Source organism: Delftia sp. ASV31 (assembly GCF_016428765.1).
GTDB classification, from domain to species: Bacteria; Pseudomonadota; Gammaproteobacteria; order Burkholderiales; family Burkholderiaceae_C; genus Comamonas; species Comamonas acidovorans.
The window spans coordinates 43,588-56,587 of record NZ_JAELTK010000036.1; the positions used below are offsets into that span (position 1 = coordinate 43,588).

Consider the following 13,000-nt stretch of genomic DNA (forward strand, 5'->3'; position numbering starts at 1 on the left):
GTCAGGCGCCGGGCTTGAGATCGACGTGGATATGGCCTGCCGAGGGGAAGGTGCAACAGGCCAAGGCATAGCCGGCTTCCTTTTCCCTGTCGCTGAGGCAAAAGTCCGCCTCCAGCCGTGAACTGCCTCCCGTGATGCGGATGCGGCAACTGCCGCAGATGCCGGCCCGGCACTGGCTGCGGATGGCAATGCCCACGCCTTCCAGGATTTCCAGCAGGCTTTTGCCGGACGCGGCTTCGACAATCTGCCCGCTGTGCGCGATCTGCAGCTGGCATGCCTGCGCGGTCTCGCCTGGCTGGGCAGTGGATGCGGCAGGCGGCGTGAAGGCCTCGATGTGCTGTATGGCACCGGGAAAGCAGGCCCGCGCATGCTCGCGAAAGGTCTGCGCAAAGGCGTGGCCGCCGCAGATGACCACCGCCTGGGGCTGGTCCAGCGCCAGCAGGGACTGCTGCGAGGGGCGGCCCGGCACGAAGGGCCCGTGGGCGGCGATGTCTTCGCGCGTGATGTGGATACGCAGGTCGAACCAGGGGGCCGTTTCGCACAGCTGCTGCAGCTCCTGCAGGAACGGAATGTCGGCCATGCGTGCAAAGCACAGCAGCAGCGTGGTGCGCGGCACGCGCTGGCCCTGCTGTTGCAGCCGGTCCAGTTCGCGCAGCAGCGCCAGCGGCAGGGTCAGGCCGATGCCGCCGGCCAGCATGACCAGGGAGTCCAGGCCCAGCACCAGGTCGGCCGTGATGTCACCGGCCACGTGGCCGAGCGGCAGCGTGGAGCCTGCGCGCAGCACTGCATGCATGTGGTCGGAGACGCTGCCCCGGCCCGAGCTTTTGACGGCAATGTCGAACTGGCCGGCGCCGTCGTGCTCGCTGCAGGGCTCGTAGCGGGTGATGGAGTACAGCCGCTGCTGCACGGCGCCACTGGCGTCGGCATGCTCGACGGCCACATGCCGGCCGGGCCGCAGGCCGCCGAGGAATTGCGCCGAGGCGCCCTGCACGCGCAGGGTGTAGACCATGACGCCGCCCGCCTCTGCCCGTGCCGCCGCGCAGCGCGCCAGCGTGCTGCCTGCCTGGAGGGCGGCGCTCATGCCTGCATCTCCTCGAGGACCGAGGACACCAGCGCCACGCTGCCGCCCAAGTTGCGGCCCGCCAGGCCGATGCGGTCGATCAGGCTTTGCACCGAGTCGGTGTAGACGCCGATCTCGTTGCTGTCGCCCACGTCGTGCAGGATGTCGCGCGCATGCGGCATGCCAACCATGGTGAAGACGGTGGACCAGGCGCCCAGTTCGTTGTTGGCGAACATCTGCACGGTCTTGAGGATGATGGAGCGCAGGTAGCTGCGCTCGCGGTTGCTCAGGCCCTGGACGATGTCGGTGGCCACCGAGCTGAAGACGCTGGAGTGGCTCCATTCGTCCACGGCGTGGGTGCGGGTGACTTCATGGCAGATGGGCTGGATGGAGCGGTCCTCAGCCATGGTCTTGAGGTAGTCGGTGATCAGGGTCTCGCTGGCGCAGGCAATGGCGAAGCGGGCCAGGCGGCGCTCCCATTCCGCGCCGCACTGCGCCAGCACGCCGTTGCGCCAGCCGACGAGGTTGAAGTCCGCGTAGTCCAGCGGCGCCAGGCCGCGCATCTCGTAGATGTAGTTGCAGGCCATGATGGACATGCGGGTGTGCAGGGCCTCGTCCAGCAGGGCCTGGGACATGACGTCCTGCAGCAGCGCCCGGTTGGCGCTGGGCGGCGGGGTCTTGATGATGTCCTCGCAGGCCGGCGTGACCACGTTGCACTCGATGTAGATGGTCTTGAGGTTGTAGATGCCCCAGGCGTAGGACAGGCATTGGTCGCGCAGGTGCTGTGGCGCCTCCACCCATGCCTGGTGGTCGCGAAACGGCAGCAGCGAGGCGGTGAAGTCCTGCCGGGCGGGGTCGAACGCCAAGCCGCAGTAATCAGGCAGGTCCTGATTCACGGCCGCTCTTGACTTCCACAGCAGGGACAGCTTTTTGAGCGCATCGCGCACGGCGTCATCTGTCCGAGAGATATCGAGATTCATTTTTCAACTCCGTGTGATTGAACTTGATTGATCTGAGTCAAATCGCCTATTCCCTCCCCCGCTTTCTCCATCTGCCGCAATCACCAATGGCGCCGCAAATAGCGCTTCAAATGTCGCTGCAGATGGCAGATACGTTGTCATGGATTTCTTCACTCTGTCATATTCCACCTTGAATCAATCTGCCCGACTGCAGATTGCGGATGATTCGTGGCGGTATTGGATCTCATGACTTTCAACGTCTGGCGGCGAATTCTATGGAGAGAGCATGGATTCAAACAGACCTATTTTCGACAATGAACCAGACCGCTTTTTTCCACGGTTTACATTGGCATGCCACCTTAATTGGTCTGCTCACCCGCTGAAACATGGTCGGAATCAAGGCCGCTGCACTTTGTAGACTGCCCATTACCGATGCGCCCTGGTTTCCAAATCCTTCCATAAACCGGACGCTGCCGATTCCCGTGCTTCAGCGCCTCCAAGACAGCCAATGCGACATGGACGATTTATCGCTCCCCAAAATCAATTCACTGGATCTTCAACAGGCAGACAGCGAGGCCTGGGATGCCATCGCGGCCGAGCGGATTCGCCAGTCGCGCTCGATTGAATTGATTGCCTCTGAAAACTTCGTGAGCCGCGCGGTGATGGAGGCGCAGGGCTCGGTGCTGACCAACAAATACGCCGAGGGCTACCCGGGCGTGCGCTACTACGGCGGCTGCGCCAATGCCGATGCCGTGGAGAACCTTGCCATTGCGCGTGCCAAGGCGCTGTTCGGCTGCGCGCACGCCAACGTGCAGCCGCACTCGGGCAGCCAGGCCAACCAGGGCGTGTACCTGGCGTTCCTGGAGCCCGGCGACAAGATCATGGGGCTGGACCTGCGCTCGGGCGGGCACCTGACGCATGGCTCCAGCGTGAGCGTGTCGGGCAAATGGTTCCAGTCCATCAGCTACGAGGTGGACGCCCGCTCCCAACTCATCGACATGGACCAGGTGCGGCGCATTGCGCTGAAGGAGCGGCCCAGGCTCATCATTGCCGGTGGCTCGGCCTATTCACGGCAGATGGACTGGGCCGAGTTCCGGCGCATTGCCGACCGGGTGGGCGCCATCTTCATGGCCGACATCGCGCACGTGGCTGGGCTGGTGGCCGCGGGAGTGTTCCCCTCGCCCGTGGAGCACGCCCATGTGACCACGACCACCACGCACAAGACGCTGCGCGGGCCGCGCGGCGGCATGATCCTCTCGGCCGACGCCGAGATCGCCAGGCGCATAGACGCCGCCGTGTTTCCCGGCCTGCAGTCCGGGCCGCTGATGCATGTGGTGGCGGCCAAAGCGGTGGCGCTGGGCGAGGCGCTCAAGCCCGCCTTTCGCACCTATGCGCGGGCCGTGGTGGACAACGCCCGCGTGCTGTGCGACCGGCTTTCGCAGGGCGGACTGTCCGTGGTCTCCGCAGGCACGGACTGCCATCTGGGCGTGATCGACCTGCGCCCCTGGGAGCTGACAGGCAAGGCCGCCGAAACGGCGCTGGAGCAGATCGGCATCACGGTCAACAAGAACGCCGTGCCCGGCGATGGCGCGCGGCCACTGGTGACCTCGGGCATCCGCGTGGGCAGCGCGGCCTGCACCACGCGCGGCATGGGCGCCGACGAGTTCCGCGAGATCGGCGACATGATTCTTGCCACGCTGGGCGGCATACGCAGCGGCACCATGAACGCGCGCACGCTCAAGTCCATCCACGAAGGCGTGTCCGACCTGACCGGGCGCTTTCCCCTGCCCTATTGAGGCATGCAGCGTCCGGCTTCTCCCAACCTGTCAGGGTTTTCGCAGCGCGTTGGCCAGGCGCAGCACGGCGGCCTCGATCTCGTAGGCCGTGAGCGAGGCATAGCCCAGCAGCCAGCCCGGCTGCCGCTGCTCGCCCGCGTACAGGCGGCTGAGCCCCTGCAGCAGCACGCCGGCCGCGGCGGCGCGGCGGATGGTGTCTTCCTCGGACCAGCCGGGCTCCAGCAGACAGGGCACCTGCATGCCGCCCTGGGGCCGTGGCGCGGTGACGATGCCGGCCAGGTGCCTGCCTATGGATTCGAGGATGACCTCGCGCCGCCCCGCGTACAGCTTGCGCATGGCCCGCACGTGGGAGTTGTAGTGGCCGTCTTCCATGAAGCGCGCCAGCGTCAGCTGCTGGATCTGGGGCGTGTGCCCGTCCATGATGCTGCGCGCCTGGACAAAGGCGCGCACCAGCTCCTGCGGCAAGGCCATGTAGCCCATGCGCAGGCCCGGGTACAGGGTCTTGCCGAAGGTGCCGATGTAGATGGTGCGCGCGTGCTTGTCCAGGCCTTGCACGCAGGCGGTGGGCATGCCGTCGTAGTGGAATTCGCTGTCGTAGTCGTCCTCGATGATCCAGCGCCCGCTCTCGAAGGCCCAGCGGATCAGGTCCAGCCGCCGCTCCAGCTGCATGGTGACGCCCGTGGGGTACTGGTGCGACGGCGTGACATAGACGCAGGTGGCGCCGCTGCGGTCGGCATGCAGCAGGTCCGTGCGTATGCCTTGCGCGTCCACATCGATGGGAAGGACCTTGGCCTCGGCCGACTCGAAGGCCTTGCGGGCGCCGAAGTAGCCGGGGTTCTCCAGCAGGATGGGCCGGCCTGCATCCACCAGCAGCTGCGCGCACAGGAACAGCGCCTGCCGCGTGCTGCTGAGCACCACGATCTGCCCGGCGTCCACCTTGGCGCCACGCTCCAGGTTGAGGTAGGTGGCTATGGCCTTGCGCAGCGGCTCGGCGCCCTGCGGGTCGCCGTGCAGCAGGACGCTGGCCCGGTAGTCCTTGAGCGCCTGGCGCTGCAGCCGCTCCCAGACATCGGTGGGAAAGGTTCGCGTCTCGGGCAGGCCGGTGGCAAAGGCCCGAATGGTCTGCTGGTCGGCGATGCCGCCGCCGTCAACAATGGCCTGGCCGCGCCGGCTCAGGCCGGCACCGGCCCTGCCCGCCGCGGCCACCTGGGCGCTGCGCTCGTGCTCGGGCGAGCGGCCGCGCCGCGCCGCCCGGCCCCGCAGCTCGGTGCCGATGGTCTCGGAGACATAGCTGCCCGATCCCTGGCGCCGCACGATGAAGCCGTCGCGGTGCAGCTGGGTGTAGGCGTTCTCCACCGTGTCGCGGGCAATGCCCAGCGAGTCGGCCAGGGATCGCGTGGCCGGCAGCTTCAGGCCCGGCAGCAGCGCCCCATCCAGGATCAGCGCACGCATGGCGCGCTGCACCCGCTGGTGCAGGTCCAGCTGTCGCAGGTCGGCATCTCCCATGCGGATCTTCAGAGTCTCAAGCTCGAAGGTCTTGCTCATGCGGTCTGCCGCCTTTCATCTCATTGCACCTCTTGGGCAGGCCATTGTACTGACGCAAATGCTGCGCATCCATTGCAAAGTGGTCTGAAACAAGAGAGCGAAGTGTATGGATCATTCAGTCCACTTCGGCGCTCAAATACCCCTTTCCCAAGACAGCCAGGAATCCAACCCCCAAGGAAAACGAGAAGACCATGCCTTCATCAGACACACACTCACCCCTTCGCTTCAGCGACCTCATCCACCCCGTGGTGGCCGGGCTGATCTCGGTCATCGTCAACTACGGCGGCACCTTCATCCTGGTGTTCCAGGCAGCCAAGGTGGCCGGCCTGAGCCCGGAGCTCACGGCTTCGTGGGTGTGGTCGATTTCGATTGGCGTGGGCGTCACCGGGCTGGTGCTGAGCTGGCTCTCGCGCGAGCCCATCATCACGGCCTGGTCCACGCCGGCCGCCGCCTTCCTGGTGACGGCCCTGGCCACCACGCCGTATGCCGAGGCCGTGGGCGCCTATGTGGTGTCGGCCGCGGCCTTCGTGGTGCTGGGACTGTCGGGCTGGTTCGAGCGCGTGATCCGGCTGATTCCGCCCGGCGTGGCCTCGGGCCTGCTGGCGGGCATCCTGCTGCAGTTCGGAATCAAGGCCTTTGGCGGCATGAGCGTGGACCCGCTGCTGGCCGGCCTGCTGATCGTGGCCTACGTTCTGCTCAAGCGGCTCACGGCGCGCTATGCGGTGGTCGGCATCCTGGCGCTGGGCCTGGCGTTCCTGCTGACGCAGGACCGTGTGGACCTGTCCGGGCTGCAGCTGCGCTTTGCCGCGCCCGTGTTCACGCGGCCGGAATTCACGCTCAACGCCCTGCTCAGCGTGGCCCTGCCGCTGTTCCTGATCACGCTGACCGGCCAGTACATGCCCGGCATGCTGGTGCTGCGCAACGATGGCTTCAGGACCAGCGCCAACCCCATCGTCACGCTGACGGGCCTGGGCTCACTGCTGATGGCGCCGTTCGGCTCGCACGCCTTCAACATCGCCGCCATCACGGCCGCCATCTGCACGGGCAAGGAGGCGCATGAAGAGCCGTCCAGGCGCTGGATCGCGGGCATCGCTGCGGGCGTGTTCTACATCCTGGTGGGCGTGTTCGGCGTCACGCTGGCGGCCGTGTTCATGGCGTTCCCGGCCACCTTCATCACCACGCTGGCGGGCCTGGCGCTGCTGGGCACCATCGGCGGCAGCTTGGCCAATGCGCTGGCCGACGCCAAAACCCGCGAGGCATCGCTGATCACCTTCCTGGCCGCCGCCGCCAACATTTCCATGCTGGGCATAGGCGGCGCCTTCTGGGGCCTGGTCATCGGCCTGGTGGCCCATGCCGTGCTCAACGGCCAGTGGCCGCGCCGGGCCGCCCGCAGCGAGGCGGGCACCGGCAACGTGCCCGCCGCCGATGCCGCCATCAAAAGGAGCTGAAACCATGTTTGCGACACACGACACCACCGGCGGCACCGCCCAAGCCGCCGACACCCTGACCCGCCACGACCAGCACGGCCGCTACCCCCAGGCCGAGACGGTGGACGATTTCCGGCACAACCTGGCCACCGTGCAGGCGCGCACGGCCGCTGCCTGCCGCCGCGCGGGGCGCGACCCGGCCAGCGTGCGCCTTCTGCCCGTGAGCAAGACCAAGCCCGAATCCAGCCTGCGCCTGGCCCACGCGGCGGGCTGCCGCATGCTGGGCGAGAACAAGGTGCAGGAAGCCTTCGGCAAATGGGAGGCCATGCAGGACCTGACCGATCTGCAGTGGTCCGTCATCGGCCACCTGCAGACCAACAAGGCCAGGCTGGTGGCACGCTTTGCCAGCGAGTTCCAGGCGCTGGACAACCTGCGCGTGGCCGAGGCGCTGGACCGCCGCCTGCAGGCCGAAGGCCGGGCGCTGGACGTGTTCGTGCAGGTCAACACCTCGGGCGAGGCCAGCAAGTACGGCCTGCCGCCCGACGAGGTGCAGGGATTTGTCCAGGCCCTGCCCGCCTTCAGTGCGCTGCGCGTGCGCGGCCTGATGACGCTGGCCCTCTTCTCCAGCGAGGCCGAGCGCGTGCGCCAGTGCTTCGTGCTGCTGCGCAGCCTGCGCGACCAGCTGCGCCAGAGCGCGCCGGCGGGCATCTCGCTGGACGAGCTGTCCATGGGCATGTCCGGCGACTTCGAGATCGCCATCGAGGAAGGCGCCACCGTGGTGCGCGTGGGCCAGGCCATCTTCGGCGCCCGCGCCCAGCCGGACAGCTTCTACTGGCCCGCAGGCGGCCCCGATCCCGCAGCCCTGGCAATGCCCTGAACGCGCCCCCTCGCCACCCTTTTCGATTCAACCCTGACCCCGCTTGAGGACCTTGACATGCAAAAAGCCATGCAACCCCTTGATTCCCGCCTGATGAAGGCCTATGCCCGCCAGCCCGTGTCCTTCGTCCGTGGCCGTGGGGCCCGGCTGTGGGACGAGCACGGCACCGAATACCTGGACGCCATTGCCGGCGTGGCCGTGACCGCCCTGGGCCACGCCCATCCGGAGATCGCCGCCGTGATCGCCGAGCAGGCCGGCCTGCTGCTGCACACCTCCAACGTGTTCCGCATCGACTGGCAGGAACGCCTGGGCCAGCGCCTGTGCGCCCTGGCCGGCATGGAGACGGCCTTTTTCTGCAACTCCGGCGCCGAGGCCAACGAGGCCGCGCTCAAGCTGGCGCGCCTGCACGGCCACCGCAGGCAGGTGGCGCGGCCGCAGATCCTGGTGATGGACAACGGCTTTCACGGCCGCACGCTGGCCACGCTGTCGGCCACGGGCAACCCGGCCAAGCAGCGCGGCTTCGAGCCGCTGATGCCGGGCTTCGTGCGCGTGCCCTATGACGACATCGCGGCCGTGCACCACGCCGCCGCCCAGCATGGCGACATCGTGGCCGTGCTGATCGAGCCCGTGCAGGGCGAAGGCGGCATCCGCCTGGCAAGCCCCGACTACCTGCGCCAGCTGCGCAGCCTGTGCGACCGGCACGGCTGGCTGCTGATGCTGGACGAGATCCAGACCGGCCTGGGACGCACCGGCGCCTGGTTCGGCCACCAGCATGCGGGCATCGCCCCCGATGTGATGACCCTGGCCAAGGCCCTGGGCAACGGCATTCCTATCGGCGCCTGCCTGGCGCGCGGGCCTGCGGCCGACCTGATCTCGCCCGGCCAGCATGGCTCCACCTTCGGCGGCAACCCGCTGGCCTGCCGCGTGGGCTGCACGGTGCTGGACATCATGGAGAGCGAGGACATCCCCGGCCGCGCCAGGCAACTGGGCCGGCGCCTGCTCAACGGCCTGCAGCAGGCGCTGCACGGCCACCCCGACGTGCTGGCCGTGCGCGGCCAGGGCCTGATGGTGGGCATCGAGCTGAACCGCAACTGCCAGGACCTGGTGGGCCGCGCGCTGGCCCAGCAGCGCCTGCTGATCACGGTGACGCGCGAATCCACCATCCGCCTGCTGCCGCCGCTGATCTGCGACGAGCGCCAGATCGACGACATCGTCACCCGCCTGGCCTGCCTGCTGGAGCCGGCCAGCGCCGCGCAGGCAGGCGCGCCCGCGGCAGGCCAGCTGGCAGCTGCATGACCATCGACTCCCCCAGCCCTTGCCCCGACACAGGAGCCATTCACCCATGTACGACGCATCCCTGACCCTGGCCGACTTCGACCTGCAGCTGGCCAAGGCCATCCAGAACGAGAAACGCCGCCAGGAAGACCATGTGGAACTCATCGCCTCCGAAAACTACGCCAGCCCGCTGGTGATGGCGGTGCAGAACTCGGTCTTCACCAACAAGTACGCCGAGGGCTACCCCGACAAGCGCTACTACAGCGGCTGCGAGAACGTGGACGTGGCCGAGCGCCTGGCCGTGGAACGTGCCATGGCGCTGTTCGACTGCGACTATGCCAACGTGCAGCCCCATGCCGGCGCCCAGGCCAATGCCGCCGTGTTCCTGGCGCTGGCCCAGCCCGGCGACACCGTCATGGGCATGAACCTGGCCCAGGGCGGCCACCTGACGCATGGCAACCCGTCCAACTTCTCGGGCCGCCACTACCGCATCGTCCCCTACGGCCTGGACCCCGCCACGGGCCTGATCGACTACGACGAGATGGAGCGCATCGCCCTGGAGCACCGACCCCGCATGCTCATCGGCGGCTTCTCTGCCTACTCGCGCCACAAGGACTGGGCCCGCATGCGCGCCATTGCCGACAAGGTGGGCGCCGTGTTCTGGGTGGACATGGCCCATGTGGCAGGCCTGGTGGCCGCGGGCGAATACCCCAGCCCCCTGCCCCACGCGCATGTGGTCACCAGCACCACGCACAAGACGCTGCGCGGCCCGCGCGGCGGCCTGATCCTGTCCAAGGGACAGGACGAAACCTTCAACCGCCGCCTGAGCTCGGCCGTGTTCCCCGGCGTGCAGGGCGGGCCGCTCATGCATGTGATCGCCGCCAAGGCCGTAGCCTTCAAGGAGGCGCTGCAGCCCGGGTTCAAGGCCTACCAGCGCCAGGTGCTGGCCAACGCCCGCGCCATGGCCGCCGTGATCCAGCAGCGCGGCTACCGCATCGTCTCGGGCGGCACGGACAACCACCTGATGCTGATCGACCTGTCCGACCGCAGCTACACCGGCAAGGATGCCGACGCCGCGCTCAGCGAGGCGCACATCACCACCAACAAGAACACCGTGCCCAACGACCCGCGCTCGCCCTTCGTGACCTCGGGCCTGCGCATAGGCACGCCCGCCGTCACCACGCGCGGCTTCGGCCAGGCGCAGTGCGAACAGCTGGCCGGCTGGCTATGCGATGTGCTCGATGCGCTGGACGCGCAGGAAGGCGCCCGCTTTGCCAAGGTGGCGGCGCAGGTCAGGGAGCAGGTGACGGGGCTTTGCGCCCGCTATCCGGTGTACGGATAGCCCGCGCGCAGTCGTGGTGGATCAGGGGTTGGGGTTGGCGCAGGCGCCGTCCATCCCCGCCATCTCCGCCAGCTTCTGCATGCGCGAGCGCTGGTCCAGGCAGGCCTGGTGCTGGGCTTCGGCCGCCTTTTGCTGCGCCAGCTTCGCGGCCTTGGCGCGCTCGGCCTGCAGCTGGGCGATGCGCTCGCGGATCTGGGGCATGGCGGCCACGGCGGCCTTTTCGCCTTCAAGAATGGCGCTGGCGCGCTGGGTGAAGTCGGCCGGGCCGATGTCCAGCACCTTGGGGCGGATGGTGATGTCGGCGCGGGCCAGCTCGGCTTGGCCCAGCTTCTGGCCCATGATGGCAATGGACTGGCCCAGGGCGCCCAGCATGTTCTCGGGCGCCTTGCCACGGGCCTTGTTGGAGATGTCCACGGCAATCACCAGATCGGCGCCCAGCTGGCGCGCGGCGTCCACGGGCACGGGGCTGGTGATGCCGCCATCGACGAAGTGGAACTTGCCGATGGCCACGGGCTGGAACACACCCGGAATGCTGCTGGAGGCACGCACCGCCTGTCCCGTATTGCCGCGCGCGAACACGGTGCGCTCGCCGTCTTCCAGCCGCGTGGACACGGCCACGAAGGGCTTGGCCAGCTGCTCCAGCGGCTTGCGGCCCACCTGTTCGTTCACATAGTCTTCCAGCTTCTGGCCCACCAGCAGGCCGCCCGAGGACAGCTGGAGGTCGCGGATCCTGGTCTCATCCAGCGCAACGGCCTTTTCCTGCAGCTCGAAGGCGTTCATGCCGCTCGCATACAGCGCCCCCACCACGCTGCCCGCGCTGGTGCCGGACACCACCGCAGGCGCAAGGCCATTGGCTTCCAGCATCTTGATGACGCCGATATGGGCAAAGCCCTTCACGGCCCCGCCGCCCAGGGCCAGACCGATCCTGATGGGCGCCACGGGTGTGCCCGGCGCGGTGGGCGTGGACTCGGGCGTGGCCGCCGAGGGGCTGGGCGGGTTGCTGCCGCAAGCGGCCAGCCCCGCCAGGCTCAGGTACACCAGTGGACGCAAAAGGGCTTTCAGGCGCATGCCAGGGATCCTGCTGTCGGATGACGAGATTCGGGGCGGGCAGTATAGCGGCAGGGGCCTGACCGCCGCAGGCCCTCAGGCTCTGGGCTTCAGCAAGCCGCCCATGCCCTGCACAGCCTCCCGCAAAAACCCCCAGACCGCCTCGATGCGCTGAACCTGCCGGGCATCCGAGGGCATGCTCATCCAGAAGGTGCGGGTGAAGCAGGCCTCGGCGGGCAGCACGCGGCTGAGCACGGGGTCGCGGTCGGCGATGAAGGCGGGCAGCACGGCCAGGCCGGCGCCGGCGCGCACGGCCTCGTACTGGGCGGTGATGCTGGTGCTGCGAAAGGCAAAGCGCTCGGGCTGGAACAGGGTGGACAGCAGTTGCAGCTCGCGCGTGAACAGCAGGTCGTCCACATAGTGGATGAAGCTGTGGTGGCGCAGGTCCTCGGTGCGCGCCACCAGCGGGCGGCGCGCAAGGTATTCGCGCTGGCCGTAGAGGAAGAGCCGGTAGTCCGTGAGCTTGGTGACCACGGCCGAGCCGCGCGTGGGGCGCTCCAGCGAGATGACGATGTCGGCCTCGCGCCGCGACAGGTGCAGCAGGCGCGGCAGGGCCAGCAGGTCGATGCTCAGCAGCGGATGGCGCTGCGTCAGCGCGGCCAGCTGCGGGGCCAGCAGCTGGGTGCCGAAGCCCTCGGTGGCGCCCACGCGCACCAGGCCGGACGGTCCCTGGCTGGTGGATTCGGCCGCCAGCGGCATGCGCTCCAGCCCGGCGGCGGCGCGCTGCATGGCGTCTGCCACGCCGAGCAGCTGTCGGCCGGCCTCCGTGGGCCGCCATTGGCCCGCTTCGCGTTCGAAGAGCACGGCCCCCAGCTGTTTTTCCAGGGCCTGGATGCGGCGCGACACCGTGGTGTGCTCCACGCCCAGTTGCCGCGCGGCGGCGGCCATGCTGCCGCTGCGCGCCAGCTCGCCAAAGAATCTCAGGTGGTCCCAGTCCATGGGTCAAGGCCGCCTCAGTCGGCTGCGGCGCGGCGCGCGGCCAGCGTGCTGGGCGCACGCGCCAGGTCGTCGTTTTGCCGCACCAGGACGGCCATCATGTCCATGAACAGGCCCCGCTGCTCCTGCGGCAGCGGCTCCAGCATGCGCTGCTGGGCCCGCAGCACCGAGGGCTCGGCAGCGGCCAGCAGCGCGGCGCCTTCTGCGGTGACCGAGAGCAGGCGCACGCGCCGGTCGGCCGGGCTGGTGTTTCGCACCATGAGGCCGCGCGCCTCCAGACGGTCGATGACGCTGCCAATGGTCGAGGTATCGAAGCCGATCATCCGCGCCAGCGTGCGCTGGTCCACGCCGGGTTGGCGCAGCACGGCAGACAGCGCTGCGTACTGCACGGGGGTCACGCCGAATTCCTGGGTCTCCTCCATGAAGACGGCCACCGCGATCTGCTGCAGGCGGCGGATGTGGTAGCCGGGGTAGTTTTCTAGTTCTGCGGGTTGGTAGTCCATGGCCATTGCGCTCTTTTCCGGGTCCCTGCGGGCAAGCGCAGATGTTCGCATGAACCGCGCCCTCCGTTGGCCTTGGCTGGCGGACAGGTGATTCACCCGGACACGCTGTCCGCCACCGTTTTGCCTGCATCCAGGGAAACCCCAGGCTGGCCTGATGCAAATCAACACTACAC

Annotated in this window: 11 protein-coding genes; 5 read left to right on the forward strand and 6 right to left on the reverse strand. The window is 68.2% G+C overall.

All coding sequences use genetic code 11. The features are described 5' to 3' along the window. Position 1 precedes the first annotated feature (1 nt). Entirely contained in the window at positions 2 to 1,081 is a 1,080-nt protein-coding gene (locus tag JHD82_RS14795) for a 2Fe-2S iron-sulfur cluster-binding protein (protein WP_199137156.1), read from the reverse strand. Then, complete coding sequence (locus tag JHD82_RS14800) at positions 1,078 to 2,040, reverse strand: diiron oxygenase (protein ID WP_012205541.1); 963 nt, start codon at positions 2,038 to 2,040, stop codon at positions 1,078 to 1,080. The genes JHD82_RS14795 and JHD82_RS14800 overlap by 4 nt, the downstream gene beginning before the upstream one ends. Positions 2,041 to 2,534: 494 nt before the next feature. Here JHD82_RS14800 and JHD82_RS14805 point away from each other — a divergent pair, with 494 nt between their 5' ends. Next, positions 2,535 to 3,815, forward strand: coding sequence for a serine hydroxymethyltransferase (locus tag JHD82_RS14805; RefSeq protein WP_012205540.1), 1,281 nt, complete (start codon positions 2,535 to 2,537; stop codon positions 3,813 to 3,815). Positions 3,816 to 3,845: 30 nt separating this feature from the next. Here JHD82_RS14805 and JHD82_RS14810 read toward each other — a convergent pair whose 3' ends face one another. Continuing rightward, complete coding sequence (locus tag JHD82_RS14810) at positions 3,846 to 5,360, reverse strand: PLP-dependent aminotransferase family protein (RefSeq protein ID WP_013802466.1); 1,515 nt, start codon at positions 5,358 to 5,360, stop codon at positions 3,846 to 3,848. Between the two features lie 191 nt (positions 5,361 to 5,551). Here JHD82_RS14810 and JHD82_RS14815 point away from each other — a divergent pair, with 191 nt between their 5' ends. The 4 genes from JHD82_RS14815 (at position 5,552) to glyA (ending at position 10,281) form a co-directional block, all read left to right on the forward strand. Then, the gene (locus JHD82_RS14815; RefSeq protein ID WP_199137157.1) at positions 5,552 to 6,808 is read left to right on the forward strand and encodes a benzoate/H(+) symporter BenE family transporter; all 1,257 of its coding nucleotides are present in this window, start codon (positions 5,552 to 5,554) and stop codon (positions 6,806 to 6,808) included. 4 nt (positions 6,809 to 6,812) lie between these two features. Continuing rightward, complete coding sequence (locus tag JHD82_RS14820) at positions 6,813 to 7,664, forward strand: YggS family pyridoxal phosphate-dependent enzyme (RefSeq protein ID WP_199137158.1); 852 nt, start codon at positions 6,813 to 6,815, stop codon at positions 7,662 to 7,664. A gap of 69 nt (positions 7,665 to 7,733) precedes the next feature. Next, on the forward strand, positions 7,734 to 8,960 hold the full coding sequence (locus JHD82_RS14825; protein ID WP_374191649.1) for an aspartate aminotransferase family protein: 1,227 nt from the start codon (positions 7,734 to 7,736) through the stop codon (positions 8,958 to 8,960). A gap of 46 nt (positions 8,961 to 9,006) precedes the next feature. Next, complete coding sequence (gene glyA, locus JHD82_RS14830) at positions 9,007 to 10,281, forward strand: serine hydroxymethyltransferase (RefSeq protein ID WP_199137160.1); 1,275 nt, start codon at positions 9,007 to 9,009, stop codon at positions 10,279 to 10,281. Positions 10,282 to 10,302: 21 nt separating this feature from the next. Here the strand turns inward: glyA and JHD82_RS14835 are convergent, their stop codons facing one another. From JHD82_RS14835 to JHD82_RS14845, 3 genes are all read right to left on the reverse strand, one after another. Then, entirely contained in the window at positions 10,303 to 11,349 is a 1,047-nt protein-coding gene (locus JHD82_RS14835; protein WP_199137161.1) for a patatin-like phospholipase family protein, read from the reverse strand. Positions 11,350 to 11,424: 75 nt separating this feature from the next. Further along, positions 11,425 to 12,327 (reverse strand): LysR family transcriptional regulator, encoded by a 903-nt coding sequence (locus JHD82_RS14840; protein WP_016446014.1) that lies wholly within the window; start codon positions 12,325 to 12,327, stop codon positions 11,425 to 11,427. A gap of 14 nt (positions 12,328 to 12,341) precedes the next feature. Continuing rightward, a complete protein-coding gene (locus JHD82_RS14845) occupies positions 12,342 to 12,878 on the reverse strand; it encodes a MarR family winged helix-turn-helix transcriptional regulator (protein ID WP_034393434.1) in 537 nt (178 codons plus the stop codon). Between the last annotated feature and the right edge of the window lie 122 nt (positions 12,879 to 13,000).